11 protein-coding genes and 1 tRNA gene are annotated in these 14,442 nt (G+C 69.2%); 9 read left to right on the top strand and 3 right to left on the bottom strand.

What is annotated here, in order from left to right:
* Window positions 1-31 precede the first annotated feature (31 nt).
* On the top strand, window positions 32-421 hold the full coding sequence (locus RS86_RS19390; RefSeq protein ID WP_045273891.1) for a DUF1304 domain-containing protein: 390 nt from the start codon (window positions 32-34) through the stop codon (window positions 419-421).
* A gap of 15 nt (window positions 422-436) precedes the next feature.
* Here the strand turns inward: RS86_RS19390 and RS86_RS20025 are convergent, their stop codons facing one another.
* A complete protein-coding gene (locus RS86_RS20025) occupies window positions 437-1,030 on the bottom strand; it encodes a hypothetical protein (protein ID WP_052680397.1) in 594 nt (197 codons plus the stop codon).
* 94 nt (window positions 1,031-1,124) lie between these two features.
* Here RS86_RS20025 and RS86_RS19380 point away from each other — a divergent pair.
* A tRNA-Arg gene (locus RS86_RS19380) sits at window positions 1,125-1,197 on the top strand.
* A gap of 61 nt (window positions 1,198-1,258) precedes the next feature.
* On the opposite strand, the gene RS86_RS19375 is transcribed toward RS86_RS19380, so the two are convergent.
* Complete coding sequence (locus tag RS86_RS19375; protein WP_045273890.1) at window positions 1,259-2,362, bottom strand: LacI family DNA-binding transcriptional regulator; 1,104 nt, start codon at window positions 2,360-2,362, stop codon at window positions 1,259-1,261.
* 56 nt (window positions 2,363-2,418) lie between these two features.
* Window positions 2,419-3,441, bottom strand: a complete 1,023-nt coding sequence (locus RS86_RS19370; RefSeq protein ID WP_235281843.1) for a hydroxyacid dehydrogenase — start codon at window positions 3,439-3,441, stop codon at window positions 2,419-2,421.
* Between the two features lie 226 nt (window positions 3,442-3,667).
* On the opposite strand from RS86_RS19370, the gene RS86_RS19365 reads away from it, so the two are divergent.
* The 7 genes from RS86_RS19365 (at window position 3,668) to RS86_RS19335 (ending at window position 14,374) form a co-directional block, all read left to right on the top strand.
* A complete protein-coding gene (locus tag RS86_RS19365) occupies window positions 3,668-4,717 on the top strand; it encodes an ABC transporter permease (RefSeq protein WP_200892848.1) in 1,050 nt (349 codons plus the stop codon).
* Window positions 4,707-5,657, top strand: coding sequence for a carbohydrate ABC transporter permease (locus RS86_RS19360; protein ID WP_235281842.1), 951 nt, complete (start codon window positions 4,707-4,709; stop codon window positions 5,655-5,657). Before RS86_RS19365 ends, RS86_RS19360 begins: the two co-directional genes overlap by 11 nt.
* Window positions 5,658-5,707: 50 nt before the next feature.
* Window positions 5,708-7,369, top strand: coding sequence for an extracellular solute-binding protein (locus tag RS86_RS19355; RefSeq protein ID WP_052680396.1), 1,662 nt, complete (start codon window positions 5,708-5,710; stop codon window positions 7,367-7,369).
* A gap of 50 nt (window positions 7,370-7,419) precedes the next feature.
* The gene (locus tag RS86_RS19350; RefSeq protein WP_235281841.1) at window positions 7,420-9,441 is read left to right on the top strand and encodes a DUF2264 domain-containing protein; all 2,022 of its coding nucleotides are present in this window, start codon (window positions 7,420-7,422) and stop codon (window positions 9,439-9,441) included.
* Entirely contained in the window at window positions 9,438-10,829 is a 1,392-nt protein-coding gene (locus RS86_RS19345; protein WP_082076911.1) for an alpha-L-fucosidase, read from the top strand. The genes RS86_RS19350 and RS86_RS19345 overlap by 4 nt, the downstream gene beginning before the upstream one ends.
* A gap of 102 nt (window positions 10,830-10,931) precedes the next feature.
* A complete protein-coding gene (locus RS86_RS19340) occupies window positions 10,932-13,097 on the top strand; it encodes an RICIN domain-containing protein (protein WP_045273888.1) in 2,166 nt (721 codons plus the stop codon).
* A gap of 71 nt (window positions 13,098-13,168) precedes the next feature.
* A complete protein-coding gene (locus RS86_RS19335) occupies window positions 13,169-14,374 on the top strand; it encodes a Gfo/Idh/MocA family protein (protein WP_045273887.1) in 1,206 nt (401 codons plus the stop codon).
* The last annotated feature ends 68 nt before the right edge of the window (window positions 14,375-14,442 follow it).

Here is a 14,442-nt window from a genome sequence, read left to right as displayed (position 1 = left end):
GCCGGTACCCGGATCGCGGCAGAATCGGCGCATGCTCTTCATCCTGGGATCCGTGTTCGCCGGGGTCGCCGCCCTGATCCACGTCTACATCTTCGTGCTGGAGTCGGTGCGCTGGACGCATCCCTCCACCCGTCGCATCTTCGGCACGACAGCCGAAGCCGCAGAGGTCACCAAGCCGCTCGCCTTCAACCAGGGCTTCTACAACCTGTTCCTCGCGGTCCTCGTGATCATCGGCCTGATCGTCGCCCCCGCCGCGTCGTTCTCGATCGGCTGGACCCTCATGATGGCGGGCGTCGCATCGATGCTCGCCGCCGCGCTCGTGCTGATCCTCTCCGACCGCAGCAAGGCACGCGCGGCGACCGTTCAGGGGCTGTTCCCGTTGCTCGCCGTGCTGGCTCTGATCGCGGGCGTGCTGATCTGAGGGCTGCCGCCGGCGTCAGGCGAACGTGCCGAGCCCAGCGCGCATGGCGTCGAACATCGCCGTCATCAGCCAGAACGACCAGCCGAGGCTGAGCAGGAGGCTCGCGGCGGTCGCGGCGAGGGCGATCCACATCGTGGCCGACCCCGCTCCCGCCTGTCGGCGCACGACGACAGCACGGCCGATCGGATACACCGGCGAGAGGAAGCTCCACGCCCAGTGGAAGCGCTTCGGGTAGCCGAGACGGCCGAGCTGCACGTAATCGCGGTACCCGGCGACGATGGCGAACGCATAGAGTGCCCAGCTCAGGAGCGTGCCGACCAGCGACGCCGTCATGATCCCCGGCATCAGGTCGAACATGATCGCGAACACCGCGCTGGGCTGCACTCTCGCTCCCGTCGCGGCCATGCCGCTCAGCTCGGCGACGTGTCGCGCGTAGGTGAGTATCGGCCCGGTCAGCAGCCACATCATGACGGCTGAGGCGGCGACCGCAGCAACCGTCGTCCAGGCGGTCACCCATGCCCAGGCGGTGTAGACCGGCGTTCCGCGCGGGACGCGGGGCTCTTCCGCAGCCGCGTTCGTCCAGGGTGACGGGGGAACGGAAGCGCTCATCTGCATCCTCATCGATCGGTCGGTTTCTCGCGACACTACCGGGATCCGGCGCAGTCGGAGGGAACGCCGATCCGATGCTAGGCTCGTTCGGTACGCCTCCGTAGCTCAGCGGATAGAGCGCCGGTTTCCGGTACCGTAGGTCGCAGGTTCGATTCCTGTCGGGGGCACGAACATGACGAAGGGCCGCCCATTCAGGGCGGCCCTTCGTCGTCTCCTCACGCGCCGCAGTCAGCGGCCCGGCGTCCACGGCGTCGCGCGGGGCGGGGCGACGGATTCGCGCTCGACGAGGCGGGTTCCCACGATGATCTCGCCGTCCGCGTGACGGCCGAAGGCGTCGTCGGTGCGGCTCAGCGCGAGGCGCACGCTCTCGCGCCCCATGTCCTCGAGCGGCACGTGCACGGTGGTGAGCTTGGGGGTGAGCTCGCTGGACTGCGGGATGTCGTCGTAGCCCACGAGGGAGATGTCCTCCGGCACGCGCACGCCGCGCGCGGTCATCGCGTCCAGCGCGCCGGCCGCGACCAGGTCGTTCGCCGCGAAGACCGCGGTGATCTCCGGATTCCCGTCCAGGATCTCGCCCATCGTGGCGTGGCCGAAACGGCGTCCGAACGCGCCCTGGTGCACGAGCTCCGGGGGGACGTCGTAGCCGTGCGATTGCATCGCGCGGCGGAAGCCCGCGAGGCGCGCGACGCTCGTGGAGAGCCCGATCGGACCGCCGAGGTAGAGGATCCGGCGATGGCCCTGGGCGATGAGGTGCTGGGTGACGGCGAAGGCCCCGCCCTCGTTGTCGTAGCCGACGATCTTGGTCGGCGCCTGCTCGCCCACCGAGGGACGGCCGCACAGCACGAGCGTCGACCCGATGCCGGCCAGCGTCCGCGCGCGCTCGGCCATCCGGCGGCGGGCGCGCGGGTCTTCATAGCCTCCTCCGACGACGATCACGGCGTCGGTGCGCTGGCTGATCATGCGGTCGATCAGGCCGATCTCGCGGTCGACGTCGCCCTGCGACGCGGCCACGATGCAGAGCCTGCCCGTGGCGGAGGCCTCCTGCTCGACGCCGCGCACGATGTAGGAGAAGAACGGATCCACGAGGTCGTTCACGATGATCCCGACGCTGTGCGTCGCCGAGCTCGCGAGCGCTCTGGCGTGCGCGTTCGCGGTGTAGCCGAGGTCTTCGATGGCCCGGTTCACGACATCGCGCGTGGCCTGCGCCACCGGATAGTTCCCGTTGAGCACACGGGAGACCGTGGCAGACGAGACGCCGGCCCGCTCGGCGACATCGGACATGGTCACGGTGTGCATGGCGCCCACCGTGGCGCGATCGTCCTGCGTCGTCATCCCATCCTCCGTTCGTGGGCCGTCGGCCCGATCCCTCGCGTGGTGCTCTGCATCGATCAGGCGGTGTACGCCAGCTCGTCGGCACGGAGCTCATGCGCGAGGATCCCTCGACCAACGTACTGCTCGACCTCGCGCACGGCCGAGTCGCCCAGCCGGTGGATCTCATTGCCCAGGGCGCCCGCGATGTGCGGGGTGATCACCACGTTCGGCAGGGAGTACAGCGGCGAGTCCGCCGGCAGCGGCTCGGGATCCGTGACATCCAGATACGCGTCGAGCCGCCCGCCCACGAGCTCCGCGGACAGCGCCTCCGTGTCGATGAGGGCGCCGCGGGCGGTGTTCACGATGAGCGCGCCGTCGTGCAGCAGCGCGAGCTCGCGAGCGCCGATGATGCGGCGGGTGTCCGGCGTGCTCGGGGCGTGCAGCGTGAGCACGTCGCTGCGGCGGCACATCTCGGAGAGCGAGACCGCCTCGACGCCGAGCCGCGCGGCCTCCGCGGCAGTCAGGTAGGGATCGCAGACGAGGATCCGCGCGTCCAGCCGGGACACCAGGGCGATGACCTCGCGCCCGACCCTGGAGGCGCCGAGGATTCCGATCGTGACGCCGTTCGTGCCGATCGGCGGGATGCCGTCGACGGTCCGGTGCCGCCGGGTGGTGTGCAGCTGATGCGCGAAGCGGCTCGCGCGCTTGAGTCCGAACACGATCGCGGCGAACGTGAACTCGGCCACGGGCGTGGCGTTCGCCGCCGCCGCCGTGCTCACCCTGATGCCCCTGCCGAACGCCTCGGCGTCGAGGAAGGTCTTCACGGTGCCGGCGGTGTGCACCACGGCCTCGAGCTGGGGGGAGAGGTCGAGCACGCGCGCGTCGATGCGCGGCGCCCCCCAGCCAGTCAGCATGACGCGCGCCTCCCGCAACGCTGCCCGGGCTTCGGGCACGGCGAAGTCCGTGATCGGAAGCGGCCCCACGATCTCCACCGTGTTCCGCAGCCGTGCGAGCGCGTCTTCGGAGAACACCTCGAGGAAGGAGCCCTCCGTCATGACGACCACGGCGGCGGGGCGGGGGGTCTGGGGGTTGTGATCCACGACGATCCTTTCGTTCTGCATCCAGATAGTAAGCGCATACTATGCATTCCGTCCAGCGCCGCGGCGAGATCAAGGGACGTGGATCCTCTCAAAATCAATGTTTCGTTGAAATCCTCCCTCAGCGTTGACACCCGCAGATCCGTCGGGTACGTTCGCAGCACAGCAAGCGCTTTCTAGCACTTGCGGAGAACCGATGAAGTTTCCCCGTCTCAGGTCGAGGTCGAAGATGAGCAGTTACAGCGAGCCGTTCGTGCAGGGCACGACGACTCAGGGCGATGGCGCTGCAGGTGCGCAGCCCGCGCGTTCCGCATCGAAGGCCCGCCGCCGGGCCGCATCGGCGGACGGCGTGCCCGCGCACCGCAAGCGCAGCCTTTGGGAGCGGATCAAGCGCGACAGAGTCATGCTCCTGCTGATCGCGCCGGGATTCCTGTACTTCGTGGTGTTCCACTGGCTGCCGCTTCCCGGCAACATCGTCGCGTTCGAGGACTACCAGCCCTACCTCGGCTTCATCGACAGCGCGTGGGTCGGATTCGACAACTTCGTGAAGATCTTCGGGGATCCCACGTTCTGGCAGGCGCTGCGCAACACCCTGGTGATCACCGGCCTCCAGCTCGTGCTGTTCTTCCCGATCCCGATCGTGCTGGCGCTGCTGCTGAACAGCATCATGTCGAACCGGATCCGCAAGTTCGTGCAGAGCGTCGTCTATCTGCCGCACTTCCTCGGCTGGGTGATCATCGTGTCGATCTTCGGGCAGGTGCTCGGCGCGACCGGCGTGGTGCCGCACCTCATGCAGGCGCTGGGGATGCAGCCGTTCGAGGCCATGACCACGCCCTGGTTCTTCCCGTTCCTGGTGTCGATCCAGTCCGCCTGGAAGGACGCGGGCTGGGGGACGATCATCTTCCTCGCGGCCCTCATGAACATCGACCAGGAGCTGTACGAGGCCGCCGCCGTGGACGGCGCAGGCCCCTGGCAGCGCATGAAGACGATCACGATCCCCGGGATCATGCCGGTCATCATCCTGCTGCTCATCCTGAACCTGGGGAGCATCCTCTCGGTGGGCTTCGAGCAGATCGTCCTGCAGCGCGACAACGTCGGCGCCGGCGCCGGCGAGGTGCTCGACACCTGGGTCTACTACCACGGCATCCAGAACGGGCAGTGGGGCCCGGCAGCCGCTGTCGGTCTCGTGAAGGGCATCGTGGGCCTCGCACTCGTGCTCGGCGCCAACAAGGTCGCTCATCTGTTCGGCCAGGAAGGGGTGTACTCCAGTGGCAAGTGACGTGCAGCTGACGACCAGGGCGGTCGTCATGCCCCGTACCCGACGCAGGAACCGTCAGGCGGAGTCGGCGCGGCCGGCATGGATGGAGAAGCCCAGCCGGATCGGCATCACGGGCAAGGCGGTCGTGGTCACGCTGATCTGCGTCGCGACTCTCTACCCGTTCCTCACGGTGATCTCGACCAGCCTCTCGGACAGCACCGACATCGCGAACGCCAACGGCCTGGTGCTCTTCCCGCTGCATCCGACGTTCGCCGCCTACGAGACGATCTTCTCCGGCGGCATCGTCACCGGCGCTCTCATCCGCAGCATGCTCATCACCGTGATCGGCACACTGTGCTCGCTCGCCGCGACCGTCGGCATGGCCTACGGGCTCTCGCGTCGCGATCTCGCGTTCGGGAAGTTCATCCTGCTGACGGCGCTGTTCACGATGCTGTTCACCCCGGGCATCATCCCGAGCTTCCTCATGGTCAAGCAGCTCGGACTGCTCGGCAGCTACGCGGCGCTGGTGCTGCCCACCCTGATCTCGGCGTTCAACCTCGTTGTCGTCCGCTCGTTCTTCATGGGCCTGCCGCAGGAGCTCTTCGAAGCGGCCAGGATCGACGGCGCCGGCGACTTCCGCATCCTCGTCAAGATCGTGCTGCCGCTCTCCAAGGGCGTGCTGGCCGTGGTCGGCCTGTTCTACGCGGTCGCCTACTGGAACGCGTTCTTCAACGCGATGCTCTACCTGAACAGCGACATGTGGCCGCTGTCGATGATCCTGCGCCAGTACGTGCTGCTGGGGTCCCCGCTCGACACCGCCTCGGTCGGCGAGATCTCCGCGCCGTCCCAGGCGATCCAGATGGCCGTCGTCGTGATCAGCGTCATCCCGATCCTGCTCGTCTACCCGTTCCTGCAGAAGTACTTCACCAAGGGCGTCCTCACCGGCGCCGTCAAGGGCTGAGGCCCGCTCCACCCGATCGATCCACCTCCCTGTACAGAAAGGAGCCCATCGTGGCTCTCGAAACGAACCGGCGGACCTTCCTGTCCTTCGCCGCCCTCAGCGTCCTCGGCGTCGTCGCCGCGGGCTCCCTCGCGGGGTGCGGCACGAAGGGCGCGCTCAACGCCTCCGCCGCCTCCGCCTCGGTGCTGCCGAAGTACATCCCGCTCAACGGCGCCACCCCCGATCTCGCGGGCACCGCCGAGGGCGTCCCTGCGGCCTTCTTCAACTACCCGGCCAAGCCTTTCCGCTCGGTGCCTGCGCCGTTCCTGAAGGGTCAGAAGATCACCGCGATCACGAACATCTTCGGCCCGCCGCCCACGCCCGCGGCCTCCAACCCGGCCTGGCAGGAGATCAACAAGCGCCTCGGCGGCACGGTGGACATCACCGCGGTCTCGAGCGACGACTACGACACCAAGCTCAACACCGTGATCGCCGGCGGGGACATGCCCGACCTCATGCTCAACGACGGCGCCGCGATCGCCGACATCATCGGCTTCCTCGAATCGGCCTGCCAGGACCTCACCCCGTTCCTCGCGGGCGACAAGTCCAAGGACTACCCGAACCTCGCCAACATCCCGCAGGCGTTCTGGAAGCCCGCCGTGCAGAACGGCAAGCTCTACGGCATCCCGATCCCTCGCGGGATGACCGGCGGATCCGGTTTCATCAACCAGACGTTCTTCGAGGCCGCCGGTGTCACAGACACCTCGGCCATCAAGAACGCGGACGACTACCTCTCCCTCGCCAAGCAGCTCACCGGAGCGAACCGCTGGGCTCTCGGCAGCACCAAGTTCGGTCTGATCCCGTTCGAGCACATCTTCCACGTCCCCTTCAACTGGACGATGAAGAGCGGCAAGCTCGTGAAGGACATCGAGACGCCGGAGTACCTGGAGATGGTCTCCTTCGTGCAGAAGCTCTACGCCGCGGGATGCTTCGCCCCCGGCAGCGAGGGCTGGACCAAGTCGCAGATGTCGAACGCCTTCATCTCCGGCCAGGTCGCGCAGATCTACGACGGGCTGCCGGCGTTCGGCAAGCCGGGCGGATACCAGCAGACCGTTCCGGCGGCGAACCCCGCGAACAAGGTCGCCCCGTTCATCCCGTTCAGCGCCACGGGCGGCAAGGCCACCGTGTGGCTGGACAACATCGACTTCGCCTGGACGATGGTGAAGAAGGGCAGCAAGGACCACATCACGCAGGTCCTGCAGGTGGCGAACTTCCTGGCGGCCCCGTTCGGCAGTGAGGAGTACCTCCTGATGAACTACGGCGCCGAGGGCACGGACTACGCTCGCGATGCCAAGGGCAACCCGATCCCGATGCCCGCGGCGGCCCTGAACACGGCGGTGCCGTGGAAGTACCTGGCGGCCGGTCCCAACACGCTGTACTCGCCGCAGTTCCCCGATGCCATCAAGGTGCTGCACGACGCGTACGCGAAGCTCGTCCCGATCGGCGTCGCGGATCCGACTCTTGGTCTGTTCAGCCCGACCAACGCGAAGCAGGGCCTCACGATCGCCAAGCCCGTCTCGGACGCGGTGACCAACTTCATCGCCGGACGTGGTTCGCTGAACGACGTGAAGAGCGCGATCTCGACGTGGAAGAGCGCGGGCGGCGACGCCATCCGCTCCGAGTTCCAGAAGGCGCTGAGCGGCGCGACGGCCAGCCCGTCCCCGAGCGCCTGAGACGCAGCGGATCCGTGAACGCGGGAGAGGGCAGCGGGGGAGAGGGAACCGTGAGGGAAGACATCTCGACGACGATCGCGATGGATCCGGTCCTCTCCCCGTTCACGGGCTGGGGCAGGGCGCAGTGGGAGGCGGTGGCGGACGACTGGCTGGGCCAGGTGCGCCGCTACGCCAGCCCGGAGGGCGCCCTGCCGCGCCTGCCGGGACGCATCACCGGCGACGGGCCGCGGCGTGAGGGGATGGAGGCCGTCGGCCGATCGTTCCTGCTCGCCGCGCCGCGCATCGCGGGCGCCGCGGATCCGGGGGACCCGGTCGTCCAAGAGCACCTGGAGTACTACTCCCGTGCGCTGCTGGCCGGAACCAGGCCCGGTGGCGAGGAGGAGTGGCCCCGCGGGGTCAGCTGCCGCCTGCCGCTGACCGGGATCACGAACTCGATCGTCGAGGCCGCGAACGTCGCGTTCTCCCTTCACGTCAGCCGCGACCGGCTGTGGTCGGGGCTGACCCGGCCCGAGCAGCTCCAGATCGCCGACTGGCTGCGTCATCACGCCCGCTGCGAGGTGTGGCAGAACAACTGGCAGCTGTTCCCGGCCATGGCGGAGGGGTTCCTGCGCTCGGTCGACGAGGACGTACGAGGACTGCACGCGACCCGCAACGTGGCGCGCGTGGAGAGCTGGTACCTCGGCGACGGCTGGTACACCGACGGCCCGGAGCACGCGGTCGACTACTACAACGCGTGGGCGATCCACCCGTACCTCTGGGCCTGGTATCGCATGACGGACACGGTGCACACGCCGGACGGGCAGCGGTATCTCGCGCGCCTCCATGACTTCACCGCATCGCAGGCGCACATGGTCGCCTCCGACGGTGCTCTCCTGCACCAGGGCCGTTCGCTGACGTACCGCACGGCGGCGCTCGCGGCCCTCTGGTGCGCGGACGCGTCGGGGGCGAGCGCGCTCACCCCCGGCCAGACCCGCCGCATCGCCTCCGGCGTGCTCGCGCGCTTCACCGCGCAGGGGGTCGGCGCCGACGGCCCGCTCACGCTGGGCTGGTACGGCGAGTTCGAGCCGATGTGTCAGGACTACAGCGGGTTCGGCTCCCCGTACCTGGCCGGCATCGGCTTCCTCGGGCTCGCGCAGCCCGCGACCGCGCCGGTCTGGACCGCCGTCGAGGAGGCGCAGCCCTCCGACCGCGGAGCGTTCACCGCCCCGATCGAACCCGTGGGCTGGGTGCTCCGCGGAGCCTCGGACGGGATCGTCCGGATGGCGAACCACGGCTCGGACCACGCGACGCTGCCCGTCGGCGAGGATGAGGACCGGGACGACCCGCACTACGCGAAGTTCGCGTACTCGACGCACACCGCGCCGGGAACGGGGCCGGCCTGGGCCGAGGCCGTCGACTCGCACTTCGCGCTCCTCGACGACGACGGCGCCGGCAGCAGGCGCAGCTCGCTGCGGGCGACCCGCGTCGAGGGCGAGCTCTCCGGATCCGTGCACGTGCCGCAGCGGCATCGCCGCGCCCTGCCGGGCACCGCCGTGACGACCGTCACGGCGGGGGACGGGACGGCCGAGGTGCGCGCGCACCTCGTGCAGACGGACCGGCCCTGGGCGGTGCGCGAGGGCGGCTGGGCCGTCGCCGACGACGTCGAGCTCGCGACCGGGGTCTTCGAGGGCGGCGCGTGGGCGCAGGGCCGCGACGGCCTGCTCGCGGCGATCGTCGGGCTGCACGGCTGGGACGCCCCTGTGCCTGTCGAAGCTTCCGGGGTCGGCGTGTCTCCGGACCGCGCTCGGGTGTTCGCCTACCGCGACGCGAACGCGATGGGACCGCACGCCGCGACCCCCGCGCTGGTGGGCCGCACCGGTACGGATCGCACCGTCGTGATCACGCTGCACGTGCTCGAACGCGGCGGTGCCGTGGATCCGCAGGGCTGGCGCGACCGGGTGCGGGTGGACGTCGACGACACACGCGTGCGCCTGGACTGGGCCTCCGGCGCGACAGCGGAGTTCGACCTCGCGACCTTCGTCCCCTGGGACGGGCATCCCGGGCTCACCGGTCCGCGCGGGGAGGCACGATGATCCCGCTCACCTACGGCGCGACCTCCGCCGACCGCCGACAGGATCCGACGATGCGGGCGTTCCGCGCCGATCGATTCGGCCAGTTCGTGCACTGGGGACTGTATGCGATCCCGGCGGGCACCTGGCAGGGCCGCACGATCGAGTTCGCTGCCGAGTTCCTCATGCACTCGGCGCACGTGAGCCGGGAGGACTGGGCCGCGCTCGCCGCGGACTTCACGCTCGACGGGTTCGATCCGGCCGAATGGGCCCGCACGGCCAGGCGCATGGGGGCGCGCTACGTCACGGTCACCACCAAGCACCACGACGGGTTCTGTCTGTGGCCGAGCGCGTACTCGGACTTCACCGTCGCCGCCACGCCTTCGGGGCGCGATGTGCTCGGCGAGATCCTCGACGCGTACCGGGCAGAGGGCCTCGCCACTCACCTTTACTACTCGGTGCTCGACTGGCATCACCCCGACTGGCGGTACGCGATCGAATCCGACGACGACCGCATCGCGTTCGACCGCTATCTCGACTTCGCGACGAACCAACTGCTCGAACTGGCCGAGCGGTATCCGCAGACGCGCGGCTTCTGGTTCGACGGCACCTGGGACGAATCGGTCAAGGCGAACGGCCGCTGGACGCACGAGATCGAGCAGCTGCTCAAGGAGCGGATCCCCGGCGCGATCGTGAACAGCCGCCTCCGCGCCGATGACAGGGGAGCGCGGCACTTCGACTCCAACGGGGCGCTCATGGGCGACTACGAGAGCGGCTACGAGCGCCGTCTCCCGGCACCGTGGGATCGTTCGGTCTCGGTGTACGACTGGGAGGCCTGCGCCACCCTCACCCAGGCGAGCTGGGGATTCCACGACTCCGCCTGGGCCGAACGAGGACGGAAGACCCCGGCGCAGATGGTCGAGCAGCTCGCGCACACCGTGAGCCTCGGCGGCAACCTCCTGCTGAACTTCGGGCCGCGCGGCGACGGCTCGCTGGCGCCGGTCGAGACGGCTCTGGCCGATGCCGTCGGCGCCTGGATGGCGGTGAACGGAGCGGCGGTGCACGACAGCGGTCCCGCGCCGGGATGGGACTACCCGGGCTGGGGCTTCTACACGGCCCCTCTGCAAGCGGATGCGTCGGCCGAGGTATCCGACGGCGTCGTGCACGCGATCGTCACCCGCATCCCGGTCTCCGGGATCCTCACGATCGCGCTGCCCCCTGGGCTCGCGCTGCGCGCCGTGCGCGCGCTCGTCGACGGCGCTGAGACGCCCTTCACCGTGCTGGACGCCCACACCGTCCAGCTCCCGGCTTCCGCTTTCACGGGGATGCCGACCGTGCTCGCCCTCGAGACCGTGCCCGCAGGGCAGGAGAGCGGCCCGCGCGAGCCCAACCCGGACGTCGCGCTCGTGTGATCGCATGAGCGGGCGCCTTCCCGTTCCGCGCTTGCGACGTGGGGAACGGGAAGGACACACCCAAACCCTCCGCTTCGAAGAGGAATAGGAAAGGGCATCACCATGAAACCGCACCGCACCGCAGATCGCAAAGCCCGCTGGAGACGACTGACCCCGGCGCTCGCCGCGGGCGCCGTCCTCGCCCTCGCGCTGCCCGCCGCCGCGCAGGCGGACACCGCTCCGACGCCACCGCAGTACACCGCGGCCGGCAGCACGACGCTCAAGGGCGGCCTGACCAGCGACATCGCCGGATCCGCCTACCTCGGCAAGGACGGGCAGTTCCACTGGACCAACGCCCTCACGGCGTACAGCACGAGCCCGGGGAGCGCATGGGCGCGCACCTTCACCAACACCGACATGGGCGCCGTGTCCGCGGGCATGGGCACGACCACGCAGAAAGCGCAGGCGCCGGCGTACTACGCGGACGCCGGCACGATCTGCTATCAGCTGGACAAGGATCCCGCCTTCCCGATCCCGTCGCCGCAGCAGGACGACCACTGCGACGTGATCGGCGTGTGGGTGGATCCGCAGGGCACCTGGCACGCCCTGCTCAACGACGAGTTCCAGTTCGACCCCTGGCAGACCAAGGGGGCGAACGCCACGATCGCCGACAAGGTCTCGACGGGGCATCACAACAACCGGATCCTGCTTGCGACGTCCACGGACGAGGGCGGCACCTGGCAGTACGCGGGGCCCGCGCTCACCTCGGCCTGGGACGACGACCAGGTCATCGACGACACCGCGTCACCGGGCCAGTCGTATCCCTTCGGGAACTCCGGCTGCCGGCTGTTCATCGACTACTCGACCGGCTACTTCTACATCACGTACAACGTGAAGATCTACAAGAAGCCGGCGTCCTCGACCCTGGCCAGCTGGACCGAGATGGCGCGCGCGCCGATCAGCGGCGGCATGGCCAGCGGCACCTGGCAGAAGTGGTACGACGGCGCGTGGTCGCAGCCCGGCATCGGCGGCATCGACGGCAACGTCAACTCCATCGGCGGACTGAACGTGTCCTACGACCCGGCGACCGATCTCATCGCCTGGAGGGGCTCCGGCGACACCGCCTCGGCGTCGTATCAGGCGGCCAAGGTGGGTGCAGACCACCTGATCGTCTTCGCCGACGCGTCTGGCGGCACCTACACCGCGAACACCCTGGCGCACACGATCGTCGACAACGCCACAGGTCAGTCGGCGCCCGATCGCACCGTGTCGTACCGCGACCCGGTGACCGGGCAGGACATGACGCTCAAGGCGGTCGATGACAAGTACGAGAACGGCGTCAAGGTCGTCACGGGCGGCATCTACGTCACCCAGACGGACCCCGGCACCGGGGCCGCGCAGACGGTCGACCTCATCACCAACAGCGCCTACTACAAGGATCCGGTCTCGAACCACCTGTACCTGCCGTCGGCGAACAACGAGTCGGCCATCTCGTACAACGCGTTCTCGGGGCTCTACCGCATCGTCGGCTACGACGGCAACGTCTACGAGACCGCCGACCTCGGAGATCCGAACTCGTGGAAGGTCGTGGGGCTCATGCCCGCCGGATCCAACGGCGGCTATCTCACCTCGCTCGACAACGGCAGCCTGACGAACCAGAACGTGACGGGCCGTTCGTTCCTGACGATCTCGGATCTGAACGGGAAGGTCGTCGACATCGCGCAGACCGCCGGAGACGGATCGGCGGCGGTGAGCACCGAGTACGCGCCGCGCGACACGGCGGGGGACGCGGTGAGCGCCGACGCGGCCTACGTGCTGCGGGTCGGCGGCAAGGCCGTGGCGGCGAACCGCGGTCCTGGACTGGACGGCGGCAACGGGGCGGCGACCGGGGTCTCGACCTGGAGGCTCGCGCCCGTGAAGGACGTCCGCGGGAGCAGCGGCGAGAACAGCGGCTTCTACCGTCTCGTGGATGCCGCAACCGGCAAGGACCTGCAGGTGACGGGCTCCGCGCCCGACGCGCAGCGCGCGGTCGACGCGGTCGTGGCCGTCGGGACTCCGCAGGCCGACGCCCAGCCGCTGACCTCGGCGGGCCTCGGCACGCCGGGCGGCAGCGACCAGTGGTACCTGCAGCGCGTCGCGACCGACGGCACCTCGCTCGACGGCTCCACCACATACCGCCTGGTCAACCGCAACAGCGGCCTCGCCCTGCAGTACGTGAACGAGCGCATGCGGCTCGAGCAGCAGGCGCCGGGCGACGCCTCGCAGTACGTGACGCTGACCGTGCGCTAGCGCCCGTCGCAACAGGCCGGACCGGGATCTCCCCGGTCCGGCCTCGCCACGACCGACCAGAAAGGAACGACATGAGAGAACACGACCAGACCCCGCAGAGCGAGGAGTTCCGTGCCGCGGTGATCGGCGTCGGCGCCCGTGCGGGCGTGGCGCTGCACGTCGCGGCCGCCGGCGGCAGGGTCGTCGCGGCGGTGGATCCCGCGCCGCAGACGCACGAGCGGGCCGCGCGTCTCTTCGGGGACATCCCGGTGTTCGCCTCCGTCTCCGAACTGCTCGCCTCGGACGTGGTGGTCGACGGAGCCTTCGTCACGACGCCGGACTTCACCCATGCCGACATCGCGGTCGAGCTCCTCGAAGGAGGCGTTCCCGTCTACCTGGAGAAGCCGCTCGCGATCTCGATCGAGGACGCGGACCGGATCCTCGAGACCGCCTACCGCACAGGCTCGAAGCTCTACGTCGGGCACAACATGCGGCACATGCAGGTGGTGCGGATGATGAAGGACGTCATCGACCGCGGCGAGATCGGCGAGGTCAAGGCGATCTGGTGCCGCCACTTCGTCGGCCATGGCGGCGACTACTACTTCAAGGACTGGCACGCCGAGCGGGACAAGTCGATGAGCCTGCTGCTTCAGAAGGGCGCGCACGACATCGACGTGATGCACTGGCTCGCCGGCACCTCCTCACGGACCGTGGTCGGCGTGGGCGACCTCGCCGTCTACGGGCAGGTGGAGTCCCGTCGCGACAACTCGGACCGGCGCATGGGCGACTGGTTCGCGATGGACAACTGGCCGCCTCTCGCGCAGCAGGACCTGAACCCCGTGATCGACGTCGAGGACATCTCGATGATCATGATGCGCACGGATTCCGGCGTGCTGATGAGCTATCAGCAGTGCCACTTCACGCCGGACTACTGGCGCAACTACACGATCATCGGCACCGAGGGGCGGATCGAGAACTTCGACGATGGCACGGGCGGAGAGATCCGCCTCTGGAACGCGCGCAGCGACTACCTCGAGAGGGGGCATGTCCGCTATCCGATCGAGGACGGAGGGGACGGCGGGCACGGGGGAGCGGACCCGCTCACCGTCGGCGAGTTCGTCGAGTTCGTCCGGTCCGGCAGGCCGACCGACACGAACCCGCTCGCAGCTCGCGACGCGGTCGCGGCCGGAGTGGCCGGCGCCCTCTCGATCCGCTCCGGCTCCCGCCCGCAGCAGATCCCCGTCGTACCGGAGGAGATGCGGCAGTACTTCGTGGCGCATCAGCCGACGAGGCGCTGACCCTCGGCGACGCGAGAAGGGGCCGTCCTGTAGATCTACAGGACGGCCCCTTCGGGGTGTTGCGGGGT

It is taken from the genome of Microbacterium azadirachtae (assembly GCF_000956505.1).
Lineage (GTDB): Bacteria > Actinomycetota > Actinomycetes > Actinomycetales > Microbacteriaceae > Microbacterium > Microbacterium azadirachtae_A.
The sequence above is the reverse complement of the archived record's forward strand: the minus strand, read 5'-3'. Positions and strand labels throughout refer to the sequence as shown.